This window comes from Streptomyces sp. NPDC015127 (assembly GCF_043080095.1).
Taxonomy (GTDB): Bacteria; Actinomycetota; Actinomycetes; order Streptomycetales; family Streptomycetaceae; genus Streptomyces.
In genome coordinates this window covers 347,549-363,758 of the sequence record NZ_JBIBVE010000003.1, presented here as the reverse complement: position 1 = coordinate 363,758, position 16,210 = coordinate 347,549, and the positions used below count along the sequence as shown (strand labels likewise).

Here is a 16,210-nt window from a genome sequence, read left to right as displayed (position 1 = left end):
GCCCCAGACCCCGTACCGCGCTCCGCGCGGTGTTCGGGGGCTCCGCCCCCGCGCCCCCGCGCCTCAAACGCCGGCGGGGCTGGATTTCGCGGAGCGCGGTACGGGTCCGGGCGGAGCCCGCCACGCGGCGGAGCCGCAAATCGATACTGCGGGAAAGGGCGGGGTGGGGAGAGCCGCCCGTATGCCTTACCGCACGTCACCCCTGCCGCACGCCACGCCGTCGCGGTTCGGGTCCAGGCGCAGCGGGTCGTCGCCGCCGTTCACCTTCAGCCGGCCGTAGTCGTGCGCCTTCAGCCACGCGCACCGCGCCGCCGTCGTCCGGTTCACCGTCTTCGGGAAGACGGTCGGCACGCACACCCCCGCGTTCCCGTAGTGCCGGTCGCAGCCGGCGATCTGCGGGCTCACCGGCGCCGAACTCCGCTTCTTCAGCGGCTTCCTCGGCTCCTTCACCGGCGCGTCGGCGAAGGAGTGAACATGCGCCGACGGCGCGTCCGCGGCCATCGCCGCCGGGCCCCCGAGGCGCACCCACTTCGCCACCGACGGCACCCCGTTCGCGTCGACCGCGAACAGCATGTACCAGCCCGGCGGCGCCAGGTTCGGGTTGCTGGTGACGTTCAGGTCGACGTTGTTGCCGTCGACCGTCATCGGCAGGTCCACGAAGCGCTGGTTCGGGTCCGACGAGTGCGTCACCGCCGCCGGCCGGATCAGCTCCGCCTTCGCGATCGGGCGGTCCACCGTGATCCGCTGCGTGTCGCCGTACGTCCACTCCCCGTCGATCACCGACGTGATCTGGGGACGCGCGCCCTTGAGCAGGTACGGCGGCGTGTAGATCGACACGTTGTGGTTGTACGTGCCGTTGCCCGGGTTGTCGCCGACCGACATGACCCGGCCGTCCGGCAGCAGGAACGACGACGAGTGGTAGCCGCGCGGGATCGGGTCCGTCGCGAGCCCCGCCTGGTAGGTGTTCGTCACCGGGTCGAAGAACGACGCCTCGTACACCGGGTCGGCCCGGTCGTGCAGTGCGCCGCCCGTCTCGAAGACCTTGCCGTCCGGCAGCAGTACCGCGGAGAGGTACATCTTGCCCTCCGCGCCGGTCTGCGGACGCCGTCCCTGGCCCTGGTCGACCTCGCCCTGCGGCAGCAACGGGCCGTGCACATAGGCGGGGTTGGGCTGCTTGAGGTCGATGATGTCGGTGTAGCGGTTGGCGGCCGGGTTCGTGTTGATGTTGCCGCCGCCCATGGTCAGCACCCGCTGGTCCTGTGCGGGCGGCAGCAGCACGCTGACGGACTGGTCGCGCTCGTCCTTGGCCTGCAGGCCGGGGACGTCGGTGATGGTGTTGGCCGTGTAGTCGTAGATGGAGGCCCCGGTGCCGGGCGTGCCGTTGCCGAAGGTGTGGCTGCCGGAGTAGAAGAGCCGGCCGTCCTGCATCAGGATCATCGACGGGTACAGGCCCCAGTACGACCAGGTCTGCTTGACCTCGTTGATCGGCAGCCACTTGTTCTGCGCGGCGGAGAACTTCTCGGCGGTCACGTTGCCGGTGGAGTCCTGCTTCAGACCGCCGAAGGAGATGACGTCACCGTTGCCGAGGATCGTCGCCGACGGGTACCAGTGGCCGTCGTGCATGTCGTTGGTCCGGGTGTAGGTCTCGGTCGCGGGGTCGAAGACGTACGAGTCCTTCAGGCCCTGGTAGCCGATCGTGCCGTCGGCGGACGGATAGCCCTTGTTGCCGGACATGATCAGGATCTTGCCGTCCTGGAGCTGCACATGGCCCGCGCAGAACATGTCGACGGGTGTGGGGATCGTACGGAACGTGCCCTTCGCCGGGTCGTACACCGCCGACGTGAAGCTGCCCGCCGCGAACAGTGCCGGGTCGTTGCCCGAGCCCGCGATGACCAGGACCTTGCCGTTGTGCATGACCACCGAGTGCATCGAGCGCACCGGGTTCTTCACGGGCAGGACGTCCCAGCGGCCCTTGGCGCACTCCTCGGGGGTGCCGGTGCACTGCGGTTCGGGCGCGGGGACGGACACCTCCTCCATCACGTAGTCGTCGGTCGTGACGGAGCCGGTCCCGTACACCGACACACCCCAGGCGATCTTGTCGGTGCCGGGCGGGACGGCCGGGGTGCGGACCTCGGCGCGCGTGTAACCGGGGCTCGTCTCCAGGGTCTTGAGGTCGGTCCAGTACTGCCAGCCCGCCGTGGTGTCGTGCCGGAAGAGCGTGACGGAGGTGTCGGGCGTCGTGGACTTGTACCAGAGGGACAGGTCGTACTGCCGCTCCGGCGTCACCGCCGGGGCGCAGGTCGTGTTCTCGGTGATCAGCGCCTTGCGGTCGCCGTCGACGCGGCGGGTGAGCGAGACCTTCATCGCCTTCGTGCCGGAGTGGGCGTCGGCCACGGTCTCGAAGGTGAAGTCGTTGTCGCCCCAGCCGGACTTGGACCAGCAGGCGGGCATGTCGCCGCCGCCGGCCGTCTCGAAGCCGGGGTTGGAGATCAGGTTGGGCGGCCCCGCCTGCGCCGCCTGCGGCGCGGAGACGAGCAGGGCGGTGGTCATGGCGCCGACCGCCAGCAGCGCGGTGCGGCGCCTGCGGAGGGGTGCGATCCGAAATGGTGGTGGCATGAGGTCCGTTCCCTTCGTGCGGCTCTCTGTCAGGGGCTTACGCGCGCGCCCGCCCGGGCGGCCTGCGGTGCGTTCCTCCGGCGCGGCAGGTAGACCAGCGCCTCGGTCGCCGCGAACCGCAGCACGAACGTGGTCAGCAGCGCGAGCGCGGTCGCGGGGAGCACCGCCAGCTCCAGCCGGCCGACGAACAGGGCGATGAGCGGGATGCGCAGCAGCAGATCGGCGTTGGCGAGCAGCGCGAACCGGCCGACCCGGTCCGCCCAGTGCCGGTGGCGGCGCCGGTCGCGGAAGAGCAGTACCTCGATGAGGAGAAAGTTCCAGACGACACCGAACTGGTTGGCCACGATCTCGGCCGGCAGGTAGTGCATGCCGGCGCCGGTCAGCAGGTGCAGCCCCAGCAGGTTCGGTACGAAGCCGGTGAGCCCGATCAGCCCGAACGCGATCATCCGCGCGACGGGCGAGGCGGTGCGCAGCCCCACGAGGTGCCCGAGGAACCGCATCCCTTCCCGGGCCGTCGACTTGGACTCGCCCGCGAACCGGTCCTGGAAGACGAACGGCACCTCCGCGACCGTCTCCGGACGGCAGCGGACGGCCAGCTCCAGCAGGATCTTGTAGCCGAGCGGCCGCAGGACGTCGGCGGTCACCACACTGCGGCGGATGGCGAAGAAGCCGCTCATCGGGTCGCTGATGCCGCGCAGCCGCCGCGGGAACAGCGCCTTGGTCAGCCAGGTCGCCCCGCGGGAGACGGCGATGCGGTAGCCGCCGGCGAGACCTGCCCGGCTCCCGCCCGCGATGTACCGGCTGGCGACGACGAGATCGGCCGAGACCCGCTCCCCCGCCGCCACCAGCTCCGGTACGAGCGCGGGAGGGTGCTGGAGGTCGGCGTCCATGACGACGATCCAGTCCGAGCCGGCCTGCTTCATGCCCTCCACGACGGCGCCGCCGAGCCCGCCGGCCGGCTCGTCACGGTGCAGTACGGAGACGGGGAAGGGGCAGTCCTGGGCGGCGGCGCGGATCACGTCGGGGGTGTCGTCGGTCGAGTCGTCGACGAAGACGACCTCGCAGGGCAGCCGGGAGGGTACGGAGTCGGTGAGCCGGCGCAGCAACTCGCGGATGTTTCCTGACTCGTTGAAGGTCGGGACCACGATCGTGACGGCGCCGGGCTCGGCGACCTGGGTAGCGCTCAGCTCCGGATCGCCGAGTTCTCCGGCGCCCGTTCGGGGGGTGGTCACAGGTCGCCTCCAGCGGTCCGGCCGACACGGCGGATCTCGATACGGTCCTCGCCCTCGCCGAACACGGCGACCGGCGTCGAATGCTCCAGAGCGGACTTCACGTTGGGCAGGTCGGCCGCGTCACGCCGCACGGTCGGGGACGAGACGACGTAGTCGATGTCGCGCCAGCCGTCGGGCAGGGTCCTGGTGACGGCCGGGTCGAGGTCGGCCTTGTAGAACCAGATGGCACCGGTGCCGGGCGTGAAGCCGTCGTGCACCAGGTCCAGCCACAGGGCGTCGTCGACGAGCACCCGCGTGCGGGCGGGGTCGTCCACCTCGTCCTGGAGCCAGGCGGCCGCGGCGCGGTAGGGGGCGTTGGCGTCGACGGTCAGGGCGGTGCGGTTGCCGTCGTACCAGCGGGGTGCGATGTACGCGGCTGCCGCCGCGGCGAGCAGGGCGGCCAGGCCGATGCGCGCTGCGCGCGCGACGCGGCTGCGCCCTGGCGCGTGCGCGCCCGCCGCGTGGGCGTCACCCGCCGCGTGGGCGTCACCCGCCGCGTGGGCGTCACCCGCCGCGTGGGCGTCACCCGCCCGGGGCTCTGCCCCCGAACCCCCGCGCCTCAAACGCCGGCGAGGCTGGATGTCGCCGGTGCTCCGGCGGGGCTTGGTGGTGCCGTCATGCCGGCGGCGCAGCAACGCGTGCGCCACGCTCGCCGCCCCGCCCGCCAGGACCAGGGCCAGGAACGGCAGCGCCTGGATGACGTACATCGCCGGGAGGTAGCCCGACGGGCGCATCGCGACCGCCGCGAGGATCGCGACGGCCAGCGCGGGGCCCGCGAGCGCCCGTGCCGTCACCGACCAGCGCAGCGTGAGCAGCAGCAGGGCGGCTCCGGCCAGTCCGCCCAGCGGCAGGACCGTGTCGTAGTAGAGCCAGGACGTGAGGACCCCGTGCGAGCCCGACCCCTCGTCGAGGATGAAACCGGAGCCGGGCCGGCTCATCTGGTAGGTGATCCCGCCGAGCAGCGACACGTGCCCCGGGCCCGGGAACAGCTCGCTGTTGAGGAGCGCGTACAGCGGGTACGACAGGCCGATCAGCGCGCACGCGGTGATCGCGCCGGTCACCGCGAACTTGCGGGTGTCGCGGTGGCTGTGCCGCCACATGGTCACCAGCAGCGCGGGCAGCACCAGCAGCATCGTCTCCTTGGTGAGCACCGAGGTCGCCGCCGCGAGCCCCGCGGCGAAGTGGTGCCACAGGTGGCGGCTCGGGGACGCGGCCAGGCAGAAGGCCAGCAGCATCCACATCACCGCGATGTTGTCGAGGAAGATCTCGCGCTGGAGGACCACCGACAGCGGCGAGAGCCCGAACAGCAGCATCGCGAGCCCGGCCGCCCAGCGCGGCAGGAAGAGCCTGCGCGCCAGGACGTACAGCAGCACCGCGCACACCGCGCTGACGACGAGCATCGCGCAGCGCATGGTGGCGACGGTCATGGACTCGGGTGCGACGAGCGAGGGGATCCAGGTCAGGAACGCGATCTGGATCCAGCCGAGCGGCGGATGGTCGTACCAGTACGTGTAGTGGGCGAGCCCGTCGCCCTGCTGGACCGCCCACGCCTGGGCGAGGTAGGTGCCCTCGTCGTCGCTGAGTGTGGGGAAGTGGGTGATGTTCCAGCCCTGGACGACCATGATCACGCACAGCAGTGCGGCGCAGAGCAGCAGATCGGGCCGTGAGCTGCGGAACCGGACGACCGGCCGGACGAATCCGGGGACGGCCGCTGCGGTGCGCGGGCCGGGGAGGGTGACGGCGGCGGCGCGGTGCGCCTCGGGCACGGGAGGCAGTGTGGTGGTCACCGGCGGGCCTCCGCACGGGTGTCGGTCAGGCCGGTGAGGTGCGCGCCGACGTGGCTGGTCAGTTCCCACTCGTTGCGGCCGCGCTGCTCCCGCCAGACCGCGCGCACCGCGGCGCCGGCCAGGAGCATCTGGTAGAAGGGGCCGCCGACGACGAGCTTGACGTAGTGGACGAGGCGGACGCGCAGTCCGTACTGCACCCCGAAGTCGTGCAGCCCGACGACTTCGAAGACGAACGTCACCATGGCCGTGATCAGCGGCAGGAAGGTGACGATGGCGATCCCGACGGGGACGTCGAGGAAGAGCGCGATGGCGACGTTCAGCGGAATGATCACGCCGGAGAACGCCTGGAAGAACGGCGTCATCAGCGTGTAGCGGGCGAGCATCCGCTGCCCCCGGCCGGGGAGCTGTTTCCAGTCCTTCTTTCGGTAGACCTGGAGGAAGCCCTGGTTCCAGCGGGTGCGCTGCTTGAGCAGGCTCATCAGCGTGCCGGGGGTCTCCTCTCGGGTGACCATGTCGCTGTCGTAGGCGACGACGACCTTCTTGCCGACGGACGACAGCCGCACGCCCAGGTCGCAGTCCTCGGCCAGGCACTCCGGGTCCCAGCCGCCGGCCTCGCGCAGCACGGTGGTGCGGACGAAGACGGTGTTGCCGCCGAGCGGGATGAAGCCCTTCTGGGCGTGCAGGTGGAGCCGGCTGCGGAACCAGAAGAAGTACTCCAGGCAGTTGCGCAGGCTGTACCAGCTGGAGTGGAAGTTGATCAGCTGCACCCCGCCCTGGACGACGTCCGCGCCCGTGGTGGTGAAGGCGTGGTCGACGTGCGCGAGGAGCTCCGGGTGCACCTGGTCCTCGGCGTCGAAGACGCCGACGATGTCGCCGCGGCAGTGCGGCAGCGCGGTGTTGAGCGCCTTTGGCTTGTTCTTCTTCTCGTGGGTGTCGGTGACGACCCGTACCCGGACCGGGTCGCGGGCCGCGGCCCGCTCGGCGACCGCGGCGGTCTCCGGGTCGTCGTGTCCGACGATGACGATGATCTCGAAGTTCGCGTGGCCGGACTCGAGCAGCCGCTCGATGGTGTGCTCCAGCACCGCCTGTTCGTGACGGGCGGGCAGGAGCAGCGAGAACGACAACGCGAGGCGGCCGTCGGGCCGGTTGAACCGGGTCGACGCCAGCGTCTCCGGCGTACGCCAGGCGTGCATCTGCCACCACAGCGTGAACGCCGCCATCCAGAAGAGCGCAACGGAAATGGCAACAACGAGCACCGATATGAGCACGAGCCCCCCTTGGCCCCGGCGTCGCGGGCGGCAAGGACCCCCTGGCCGACGACGCACGCAAAAAAAATTTCCCCCGCGCGCGTCACTCCCCAGTGCGCACGCCTTCAATGGTCTGACTGGTCGTATGGACCATAGAGGCGGTACGTTTCATTCCGCTGGCCGTCCGATAAATTTGGCCACCGATGTTCAGTTGGTGAGCTTTCGGACCAGTTCTGATACGTCTGTGGTGGGTGCTTCGCACACGAAAGCGCGACAGACGTACGCGGTCGAACTGCCGTTCACCAGGGGGCGGTCCCGCAGGAGCGGGAACTCCGCGCCGTCCGCCTCGCCCGCCGCCACGACCGCGCCGGGGGCCGTCGAGAGCAGCGCGGCCCGGTGCAGCTCGCGGCGCTGCGGGTCGCCCTGCGCGCCGACGACCGCCACCTCGCGCGGCCCGTCCAGCAGCGCCTCCGCCACCGCGAGCCCCCACCCGATGAAGCGCGGCGCCCGCGGCCCCAGCGCCTTGACCACGCCCAACGCGCCCTCGGCGGCGGTGCGGTGGGCGGCGGAGCCGGTGTGGGCGGCGTACGACAGCAGGGCGCCGGCCGCAGCCGACCAGCCCGAGGGGGCCGCGTTGTCGGTGGGGTCCTGGGGCCGGCGGATCAGCTGCTCGGCGTCGTGGGCGGTGTCGTAGAACGCCCCGCCCTCACCCCTGAACCGGTCGATGACCATGTCCAGCAGGAACCCGGCGAACTCCAGCCAGGTCCCCTCACCGCTGACCGCGGCGAGCGCGAGGAAGCCCTCGGCGACGTCGGCGTAGTCCTCCAGCACCCCCGCGTTCGCGCCGGCGCGGCCGTCCTTGGATGTGCGGTGCATGCGTACGCCGCCGGCCGAGAAGTCCATGTGCAGCCGTACGAGCAAGTCGGCGGCCTCCATGGCCCGCTCCACCAGGTCGGGGCGGTCGAAGTACGCGCCCGTCTCGGCGAGCGCGGCGATCGCGAGCCCGTTCCAGGCGGCCACCACCTTGTCGTCCCGGCCCGGCCGGGGCCGCTCCTCCCGCGCCGCGAGCAGCCGGCCCTTGAGGTCGGGGTCCGCCTCGCTGCCGGGCAGCTGCAGCACGGAGGCGCCCTCCTCGAAGGTGCCCTCCTCGGTCACCCCGAACAGCTCCGCCGCCCGCGCCCCGTCCTCTTCCCCCAGCACCTCGCGCAGCTGCGCGGGCGTCCAGACGTAGAAGGCGCCCTCGGCGTGCCCGCCGTCGGGCGTGTCGCTGTCCGCGTCGAGCGCGGAGGCGAAACCTCCCTCGGCGGTGCGCAGTTCGCGGACCATGAAGTCGGCGGTCTCCAGCGCGATCCTCTTGGCGAGGTCGCTCCCGGTGGCCCGCCACAGATGGGCGTAGACCCGGCAGAGCAGCGCATTGTCGTAGAGCATCTTCTCGAAGTGGGGCACCACCCACTCACGGTCCACCGAGTACCGCGCGAATCCGCCGCCGAGCTGGTCGTACATCCCGCCGCGCGCCATCGCCTCGCACGTGTGGACGGCCATCTCCAGGGCACCCTCGGCCCCCGCGCGGGCGTGGTGGCGCAGCAGGAACTCGATCACCATCGACGGCGGGAACTTCGGCGCGCCACCGAACCCGCCGTGCCGCTCGTCGTAGTCCCTGGTCAGCCCGAGCAGCGCCTGCGCGAGCTCCTCCTCGCCGGGCACGCCCTGGCCGCCGTGGGCGAGCGAACGTCCGGCGAGATCGCGGGTGATCTTCTCCGCGACCTCGTCCACCTCGGCCCTCCGGTCCCGCCAGGCCGCACTGACGCCCTGAAGCACCTGCTGGAAGGAGGGCATGCCCTGCCGGGGCTCGGGCGGGTAGTACGTACCGAAGTAGAACGGCTCCCCGTCCGGCGTCATGAACACGGTCATGGGCCAGCCGCCCTGCCCGGTCGCGGCCTGCACGGCCTCCATGTACACGGCGTCGACGTCGGGCCGCTCCTCGCGGTCGACCTTCACGGACACGAAGTGCTCGTTCATCACGGCCGCGATCGCCTCGTCCTCGAACGACTCGTGCGCCATGACGTGGCACCAGTGGCAGCTCGAATACCCGACACTCAGCACCACCGGCACCCCGCGCCTGCGCGCCTCCTCGAATGCCTCGTCCGACCAGGGCCACCAGTCGACGGGATTCTCGGCGTGCTGGAGTAGGTAGGGCGACGTCTCATGGGACAGGCGATTCGGCATACCTCAATCCTCGCGCACGCGGCGAAGCCCTGCCCATACGCCACGGGAAAAGCGGCCCCCTTCCTCGCATTCGACCTGCGAGGAAGGGGGCCGCTCTCACGGGTTCCGTCCGGTCCCGGCTGGTGGCCGGGCGGCAAGAGGAGCAGCCGGCGTCAGCCGTTGAGGGACAGGACGTTCTCCAGGACGTTCGCCAGTGCGTCGTCGCCCTTCTGCTGCGTGGAGGCCTGGGTGCAGGTCTGGTTCGACATGGGGTTGCCGAGGACGTCCTGAACAGCCACCGAAGCTCCGATCACGTTGACCGGGACCTGCCCCTGAATCTTCTGGATGTCGACGCAGTTGAGGACGCCACCGTTGATGACGGCCATGTTCGGGCTCCAGTTGCCAGTGGTGCTGCTGGTGCCGACCTGCTGGTGGGACGCATTGCCGGCGACCGTAGCGGTGGAGCCGGTGTCGCCGGCCATCGCCGGGGCCGCCGTCGTCGCCGAAATGCCGACGACGGAGGCCGCCACTGCCGCAGTAGCAAGAACCTTCTTGATCACGAGTCTTCCTTCTTGAGCTGGAGGGCCCTGGATTGCTCCGTAGTCGAAGCAAGCTGACCAACTGCCGGAGGGCGGTTGAGTTCCGAGGCTTCACTCCGATGCCGCAATCAGAAGATCAACGCCATCGAACGTTCGTCTCGCTCCGTGGCGCCGACGCGCGTCTCGCAGCACACGTCCCCGCACCCGAAGCGAATCGAATCGGCGGCCTCGGTGGCCCGCTCCCCCAGGTCGCCGGCGGTCGCATACGCGCCCGTCTCGGCGAGCGCGGCGATCGCGGGCCCGTTCCAGGCGGCCACCACCTTGTCGTCCCGGCCGGGCCCTGGGGCCGGGGTCCGCCTCGGCGCCGGGTAGCCGCGGCACGGAGGTGCCCTCCTCGGCCACCCGGAACAGCTCGGCGGCCCGCCACAGGGCGTGCACGCGGCAGAGCAGCGCGTTGTCGTAGAGCATCTTCTCGAAGTGGGGCACCACCCACTCACGGTCCACCGAGTACCGCGCGAATCCGCCGCCGAGCCGGTCGTACATCCCGCCCCGCGCCGTCGCCCACGGCCGCCATCTGCGGCGCCCCCTCGGCACCCGCGCGAGCGTGTGGCGCAACAGGAACTCGACCGCCGTCGACGGGACAAGTCGACGCGGCAGACCTGATCCTTGCGCACAGCGCGGGGCCGCGCCCATACGCCACGGGCAGGTATGCGAGCACGGGCCGTGGCGGGGTGCTCACGCCGAGGAAGGGGTGCGTCGCGGGAAGTGGACCTCACGCGGTCCACTCCCACCGGTCTCATGCGCGCGGCACACTTTCCGCATGACGACTCGGCGCGCGGACGACAGCCGCCCCCTCCCGTTACCCCCCTCACCCGACGCGGTCTCATGAACATCGAGACCGGCCTGGCCGTCGCCGCCATCGTCATCTCCCTCGTGGCGACGCGCGTGGCGATGATGCAGACCCGGATCGGCCACACGACCGCCGCCATCGCGGCGAACGAGGCCGCGCTCGCGGGACTGCGCGAGCTGGAGCTGCACCTGCTGGACCGCAAGCTGCTGCCGTACTTCTACAAGGGCGCCGAGTGCCCGCCCGGACACAAGGACCGGGACGCGGTGATCACCTTCGCCGGGTTGCTCGCGGATGTCATGTGCACCGGCTTGCGCATGCACAACCGGCACGCCGCGAGCGGCAGCTACGCACCGTGGCGGAGCTACTGCCTCCAGACGCTGAACACCAGCCCCGTCCTGCGGGAGCGGGTCGCGGCGCACGGCGCCACGTGGTGGCCGGACCTGTGGCGCCTGCTCCCGCCGGACGACTCGCTCAGAATTGCTCCAACCCGCCCCGGCTGAGCCGGTCCTCTGAACCTCCGGCACCCCGCATCCCGCTCGCCCCTCCCCATGTACCGTCCCGGGCAGCACACTTGACGCCGCGACGACTGGGTAGACGAACGGAATTGGCGCAGTTCTAGGGGGACGTGCATGCGGGAGACTCACCGGGCGGAAGCCGAGCGGCTGTTGGGCCGCGCCGTCGAGGAGGAGGTGCGCCGGACCGGCGGGCGGACGGACGGGCAGGTGTTGCTGGCCCGCGGGCGGGCCTCGCTCGACACCATGGCCGCGAGCGCCGCCGAGGAGTACGCCGCGTACGAGCAGGCGCTCGCGGAGGCCGAGGCGGGGCATCCGCCGCTGTCCGAGCGGCTCAGCAGGCGCAATCTGTCGACGCCCGCGCTGGTCACGGCGGTCGCCGCCGTCGCGGCGATCGGCGCGGACGTCGCGCTGGGCACCGCGGCCGGCACCGCGCTCGGCGCCGGTGCCGTCGTCGCGGTCGCGGGAGCCGCGACCACGGTCGCCAAGGTCACCGCGTCGCACTGGCCGGCGGCGCACCGCAGGGCGGGCGCGGCGGGGCAGCCGGGCGGTGTGGAGCAGCTGCGGCTGCAGTGGCTGACGGCGCTGGAGGTACGGGGCATCCGCCCGTTCCTGGACCAGCAGCGGATGCTGGCGTCGGCCGCGCGGCCCGCGAAGAAGGCCGCTGCCGCGCAGCCGCAGCTGCGCGGCGCCGACCGCAGTGCGGCGGCGCGCCGCAGGTCGGTGCTGGAGCAGTCGTTCGCCCATCTTCCGGCCTCCGAGGGCCCGTTCGCGGGGCGGCGCGACGAGCTGACGCAGATCGCCCAGTGGGTGCACGCGTCGCGCGCGTCGACGCAGACGCGGCCCACGGTCGTCGTGCTGTACGGCGAGGCCGGCTCGGGGCGTACGACGCTGGCGGTGCGGGCAGCGCACCATCTCAAGGACCAGTTCCGGGGGGCCTGCGTGGTGGATCTGCGCGGCGAGAGCGGGCATCCGCTGTCCACCCGGGACGCGCTGCTGCATCTGCTGAACCGCCTGGGGGCGCCGCGCGAGCAGCTGCTGTTCCGGGAGCGGTCGTCGCCGGAGCAGCAGGTGCGGCGGCTCGGCGAGCTCTACCACCAGCACCTGACGGGCCTGCCGGTGACGGTCGTGCTGGACGACGCGAGCGACGCCGAACAGGTGCGGACGCTGCTGCCGGAGCGCTCGGACAGCCTGGTGCTGGTGACGGCGCGCCGACCACTGGAGCTGCCGGACGACATCCCCGCCTGGGTCCATCAGCTGCCGGTGAGCGCCCTGGACGCGGCGGGCGCCGACGAGCTGCTGCGGGCGGCTGCCGGGGAGCCCGCCCAGGGCCCGTACGACGCCCAGGCCGCCGACGCGGTGCGGGAGCTGTGCGGCGGGCTGCCGCTGGCGCTGCGGATCGCGGGTTCGTCGCTCGGGGAGCGCAGCGCGGACCGGCTGGCGGCGGACCTCGGGGCCTACGGGCCGGTGGACCCGGTGGAGCGCGCGCTGTGGCTGCGCTACACCGACCAGTCCGAGCAGGCGCGGCGGCTGCTGCGCCGCCTGGCGCTGGCCGGGCGCGCCTCGCTCGGGGCGGCGGCCGCCGCGGCGCTGCTGGGCGCGGACGAGCAGGAGGCGCAGCGGCTGCTCGCGACGCTGGCGCGGGCGGGTCTCATCGACCACGTGCGGGCGAGCCGTTACCGCCTGCACGACGTCGTACGGGCCTTCGCCCGCGCCCGGCTCCTGGACGAGGAGGACGCGAAGGACCGCACGGCCGCGCAGGAGCGGCTGATCGGGAACTACGCGGACCTGGCCGGGGCCGTGATCCGCATGGTCGACGGGAAGATGTCGACCCGGGCCGGCCAGTTCGGCGCCCACGGCTTCCCGTCGCTGGACGCGGCGCTGCGCTGGCTGGACGACGAGTCCAGCTTCATCACCTCCGCGCTGCGGCACGCCGAGGGCGTCGATCAGCAGGCCGTGCTCGGGCTGCTCGGCGCGCTGTGCGACTACTGCCTGCTGCGCGGCGACCTGTACCGCCTGGGCGAGCTCACCGAGCTGTCGCAGGCGGTGGACCAGGGGCTGCTGGAGCGGTCGGTGCGCTGGCGTACCGGTATCGCGGCCCGCCAGCTCGGCGAGCTGGACAAGGCGCGGACGACCCTGTCGTCCGTCGTGGGCCTGTACCGGGAGGCCCAGCACGACGCGGGCGCGGCACTCGCCCTGTGCTCGCTCGGGATCACGCTGCACCACCAGGGCAACCTGACGGAGGCGGCGGCGAAACTGCACGAGGCGATCGAGCTCCAGTCCTCGCCCGAGCAGGCCGAGGACCGAGCGTGGTCGTTGCACGCGCTGGCCGCGGTGGAACGGGACCGGGGCGACCTGGCGGAGGCGCTGCGGCTGCTGGAGACCGCGCTGCGGCTGCACCGCGAGGGCGAGTCGCTGCACGGCGAGGCGTGGACGCAGTTCCAGCTGGGGCAGGTGTGCCTGCGGATGGGGGACGTGGCGGACGCCGAGTCGGCGCTGCGCACGGCCCTCGACCTGTACGGCCGCACCCGTGACGACCGCGGCGAGGCGTGGGCGCTGACCCAGCTGGCCCGGGCCCGCCTCGTGGACGGCGACCCGGCCACGGCGGCCGACGAACTGCGCCGGGCCCTTGCCCGCCACCGGGAGAACGAGGACGCCCGCGGCGAGGCGTGGACCCTGTACTACCTGGGCCAGGCCCTGGAGGAACGCGGCGACCGGGACGAGGCGGTCCGCGAGCTGGAGCGCTCGCGCACGATGTTCTCGCGGATGCGGGACGTGTACGGGCTGGCCTGCGCACGCCACCACTCGGGCCGCGTGACCCGCGACCAGCGCGCGGCCCAGACAGGCAATCTACGCAACTCGGGCTTCGCCCGGCAGCTGCTGATGGACGCCCGCGCGGACTTCGCCCGCATCAAGGTCGCGCACGGCGAGGCGTGGACGTGCCTGGAGCTTGCCCTGGTCGACGCGGGCAACAACCGGGCCCCGCAGGCGCTGGCGCTGTGCGACGAGGCGGCGGAGCTGTTCGCGTCGTACGAGGACCGCCGGGGGGCGGACTGGGCCGCGTTCCTGCGCTGCACGCTGCTGCCGTACGCGTCCCCGGGCGGGACGGAGGTCGGCACGGTGGTGGCCCAGGAGGAACTGGCCCAACTGATGGCCTCCTCGCACGCGTTCCGGGACCCGAAGCTGGAGGACTGCGCGGAGGCGCTGGCGGTGATGCTGGAGCGCGGCATCCGCCTGGAGGACGGCTGGCAGGCCTGGCACCTGGGCCTCGTCCCGAACAGGCACGCGCGAGAGGTGATGGGTGTGCCGGTGGATTCACGCAAGTGACACGGCCCGCCCCCGGTCCGGCGCTTGAGGACACGCCCGCAGGGCGTGCCGCACCCGGCTACCGGGACCCGTCGGCGGACGCGCCCCGGCTCCCGGGCCCGCCGCGAACCGGCAGCGGCACGGCGCACACACGCCCGGCCCACCCCGAGGCGGGCCGGGCGCGGGCGTCAGGCCGAGCCGCCCGCCGGCTTGCTCGTCGCGGACTTCGCCGCCGCAGACGGCTCCGGCTCCGGCTCTTCCTCGAAGTTCACACGGCCCATGTGCCGGTTCATCGACTTCATCAGGGCCCACACCCCCACCGCCAGCGCCGCGAACACGAGAAAGCCCAGGACACCCGGGGTGACCTTGTTCTCGTCGAGCTCTTTGGCGAGGGTGGCGACGTGCGTCATGGCGAGGTTTGCGCTAGCGCTCATGTCAGGCATTGTCCCGGATGCCCGCGAAGAGGTCGTCCTCGGGGAGGGACGTATCGACGAGCGACTTCGCCAGCTCGTACTCCTCCGTGGGCCAGACCTCCTTCTGGATCTCCATCGGCACGCGGAACCAGCCGCCGTCCGGGTCGATCTGCGTCGCGTGCGCGATCAGCGCCTTGTCGCGGGTCTCGAAGAAGTCGGCGCACGGCACGTGCGTGGTCAGCGTGCGCTCGGCGCGCTGGAACTCCTTCCAGCGCTCCAGCCACTCCCCGTACGGGGACTCCAGACCGCGCGCGAGCAGCGCCTCGTGCAGGGCGACCGTGCGCGGGCGGTTGAAGCCCTGGTTGTAGTAGAGCTTCTGCGGCTGGTACGCCGGTCCGTACTCGGACTCGGGGAACTTCTCGGTGTCCGCCGCGCCCTCGAAGGCCACCATCGAGATCTTGTGGGTCATGATGTGGTCGGGGTGCGGGTAACCGCCGTTCTCGTCGTACGTCGTGATGACCTGCGGACGGAAGGCGCGGATCTTGCGCACCAGCTCGCCCGCGGCCTTGTCGATGTCCTCCAGCGCGAAGCAGCCCTCGGGCAGCGGAGGCAGCGGGTCGCCCTCCGGCAGGCCGGAGTCGACGAAGCCGAGCCACTCCTGCTTGACGCCGAGGATCTCCCGGGCCTCGTCCATCTCTTTCTTGCGGACCTCGTGGATGTGCTCCTGGATGTAGGCGTCGCCCTGGAGCTTGGGGTTGAGGATGGAGCCGCGCTCGCCTCCCGTGCAGGTCACGACCAGCACGTCCACCCCCTCGGACACATACTTGGCCATCGTGGCCGCGCCCTTGCTCGACTCGTCGTCGGGGTGGGCGTGCACGGCCATCAGTCGAAGCTGCTCAGTCAAGACTCGATCCTCAATGATTTCGTCGCGTCGTGCGGCTTCTATAGTGACCGAATCGGCGGACGGAAAATTCCTGCCCTCCGGCACTCGAGAGGAAAGATCATGGCGGCTGTACGCGAGGAGCTACCGCAGGGGCGCTACGGCCGCTCCGCGGACGAGCGCGCGGACCGCAGGCTCAGGATCCTGGGTGCCGTGCTCGGCGCCGGGCTGCTCGCGATGGTCGGCTGGTTCGGTTACGACTACATCACCGGCCAGAGGATCAGCGCCGAGGTGATCAAGTTCGATGTCGTCGAGGGCGCGAACGAGGTCCAGGTGCACCTGGAGGTGCGCAAGGACGCGGACGCCACCGGCACCTGCACCCTGCGCTCCCTGTCGGAGGCGGGCGGCGAGGTGGGCCGTCTGGAGGTGCGGATCGACCGTACGGGCGAGAGCCGGATCGACCAGGTCGTGAAGATCCGTACGACCGAGCAGGCGACCAGCGCGCAGCTGGTGGGCTGCAGCGCCGCCTGACCGGGCGGTTTAGGCGGCGGTTCACCCCTGTGACCAGGGGCTTTTGCGCTCTG

11 protein-coding genes and 1 pseudogene are annotated in these 16,210 nt (G+C 71.8%); 3 read left to right on the top strand and 9 right to left on the bottom strand.

The features are described 5' to 3' along the window. Window positions 1–186: 186 nt before the first annotated feature. The 7 genes and pseudogenes from ACF08N_RS07910 to ACF08N_RS07880 all read right to left on the bottom strand — a co-directional run. On the bottom strand, window positions 187–2,550 hold the full coding sequence (locus ACF08N_RS07910) for a galactose oxidase-like domain-containing protein (RefSeq protein ID WP_392323918.1): 2,364 nt from the start codon (window positions 2,548–2,550) through the stop codon (window positions 187–189). Between the two features lie 95 nt (window positions 2,551–2,645). After that, a complete protein-coding gene (locus ACF08N_RS07905) occupies window positions 2,646–3,848 on the bottom strand; it encodes a glycosyltransferase (protein ID WP_392323702.1) in 1,203 nt (400 codons plus the stop codon). Then, window positions 3,845–5,674: an ArnT family glycosyltransferase gene (locus ACF08N_RS07900; protein ID WP_392323701.1), complete on the bottom strand. Its 1,830-nt coding sequence runs from the start codon at window positions 5,672–5,674 to the stop codon at window positions 3,845–3,847. Before ACF08N_RS07900 ends, ACF08N_RS07905 begins: the two co-directional genes overlap by 4 nt. Next, window positions 5,671–6,942 (bottom strand): glycosyltransferase, encoded by a 1,272-nt coding sequence (locus ACF08N_RS07895; RefSeq protein ID WP_392323700.1) that lies wholly within the window; start codon window positions 6,940–6,942, stop codon window positions 5,671–5,673. The genes ACF08N_RS07900 and ACF08N_RS07895 overlap by 4 nt, the downstream gene beginning before the upstream one ends. 186 nt (window positions 6,943–7,128) lie before the next feature. Further along, the gene (locus ACF08N_RS07890; RefSeq protein WP_392323699.1) at window positions 7,129–9,147 is read right to left on the bottom strand and encodes a thioredoxin domain-containing protein; all 2,019 of its coding nucleotides are present in this window, start codon (window positions 9,145–9,147) and stop codon (window positions 7,129–7,131) included. A 152-nt stretch (window positions 9,148–9,299) separates the two neighbouring features. Further along, window positions 9,300–9,686 carry a rodlin gene (locus tag ACF08N_RS07885; protein ID WP_392323698.1) on the bottom strand — a complete coding sequence of 129 codons (387 nt, stop codon included), beginning with the start codon at window positions 9,684–9,686 and terminating at the stop codon, window positions 9,300–9,302. A 125-nt stretch (window positions 9,687–9,811) separates the two neighbouring features. Next, window positions 9,812–10,331: pseudogene (locus ACF08N_RS07880) on the bottom strand (hypothetical protein); the annotation flags it as partial. 219 nt (window positions 10,332–10,550) lie between these two features. On the opposite strand from ACF08N_RS07880, the gene ACF08N_RS07875 reads away from it, so the two are divergent. Both ACF08N_RS07875 and ACF08N_RS07870 read left to right on the top strand, forming a co-directional pair. Then, window positions 10,551–11,015, top strand: a complete 465-nt coding sequence (locus ACF08N_RS07875; RefSeq protein WP_392323697.1) for a hypothetical protein — start codon at window positions 10,551–10,553, stop codon at window positions 11,013–11,015. Between the two features lie 129 nt (window positions 11,016–11,144). Next, a complete protein-coding gene (locus tag ACF08N_RS07870; protein ID WP_392323696.1) occupies window positions 11,145–14,354 on the top strand; it encodes a tetratricopeptide repeat protein in 3,210 nt (1,069 codons plus the stop codon). Window positions 14,355–14,521: 167 nt separating this feature from the next. Here ACF08N_RS07870 and ACF08N_RS07865 read toward each other — a convergent pair whose 3' ends face one another. Both ACF08N_RS07865 and mca read right to left on the bottom strand, forming a co-directional pair. Then, on the bottom strand, window positions 14,522–14,776 hold the full coding sequence (locus ACF08N_RS07865) for a hypothetical protein (RefSeq protein WP_392323695.1): 255 nt from the start codon (window positions 14,774–14,776) through the stop codon (window positions 14,522–14,524). Next, a complete protein-coding gene (gene mca / locus ACF08N_RS07860) occupies window positions 14,769–15,650 on the bottom strand; it encodes a mycothiol conjugate amidase Mca (protein ID WP_392323694.1) in 882 nt (293 codons plus the stop codon). Before mca ends, ACF08N_RS07865 begins: the two co-directional genes overlap by 8 nt. A gap of 99 nt (window positions 15,651–15,749) precedes the next feature. Here mca and ACF08N_RS07855 point away from each other — a divergent pair, with 99 nt between their 5' ends. Further along, window positions 15,750–16,157 carry a DUF4307 domain-containing protein gene (locus ACF08N_RS07855; protein ID WP_392323693.1) on the top strand — a complete coding sequence of 136 codons (408 nt, stop codon included), beginning with the start codon at window positions 15,750–15,752 and terminating at the stop codon, window positions 16,155–16,157. Window positions 16,158–16,210 lie beyond the last annotated feature (53 nt).